A 727-nucleotide genomic window follows, 5' to 3' on the forward strand; every position below is an offset into this window, starting at 1 on the left:
CGTAAAACTTGGAAGGTCAGACTTTGGGATACTGCCGACACCAACATTAAAGTCTCTGAATGCTAGCCAGCGCGACAGTCTATTTCTGTGTAATCAGTTTGTGGCTGAGTTTCGCTTTCATGCCCACTTACACACGAAATATAAATGGGCTCAAAAACCGATAGAGAACTTACTTATAAGAGAATTTAAAAACTAATCTGATGCACACGGTCTAATTAACCCCAGCAGATATGGTAGACGAAAATTCTCCTTGAACATCATCAGAGTCAACCGTTGCAATCGCGAAATAATAGGTACCACTATTCAAATTATCTAGCGTGTATTGCGTTACGTTACCACCACTAATGTTAATCGTATTGGCCATACCTCCGGCACTGCTTCCATACTTAATGACATAGCCATTAATTTCATACAGTTCAAGATCACTACCATCTTCGCGTTCAACCGGAATATCCCAAGACAGAGAAATGCTGCGTGAAGAAGTATCATTTGAACCGCCATTAGACTGCTGGCCATCATTGGAATTAGCGTCGTCCGAAGAATCACCACTATTCTGGTTGTCAGCAACATATTGATCATCGGTTGAATCACTTGAATCGTCAGGCTGACTAGCATTTTCATCGTCAGCGCTTAGTACTTGGACAACAACTTCCGCAGTTGCGCTTGTAACGACACTTGATGGATTAGATACGCGTAGAGAGTAAGCTCCTGAATCATTGATACTCAC

At 42.1% G+C, this 727-nt stretch carries 1 protein-coding gene; it reads right to left on the minus strand.

The genetic code is table 11. The annotated features are described in order from the left end of the window. Positions 1 to 211: 211 nt before the first annotated feature. Positions 212 to 727 (minus strand): fibronectin type III domain-containing protein (locus tag A3738_RS30385; protein WP_197473513.1); only part of this gene is annotated, 516 nt, incomplete at its 5' end.

It is taken from the genome of Oleiphilus sp. HI0066, from assembly GCF_001635725.1.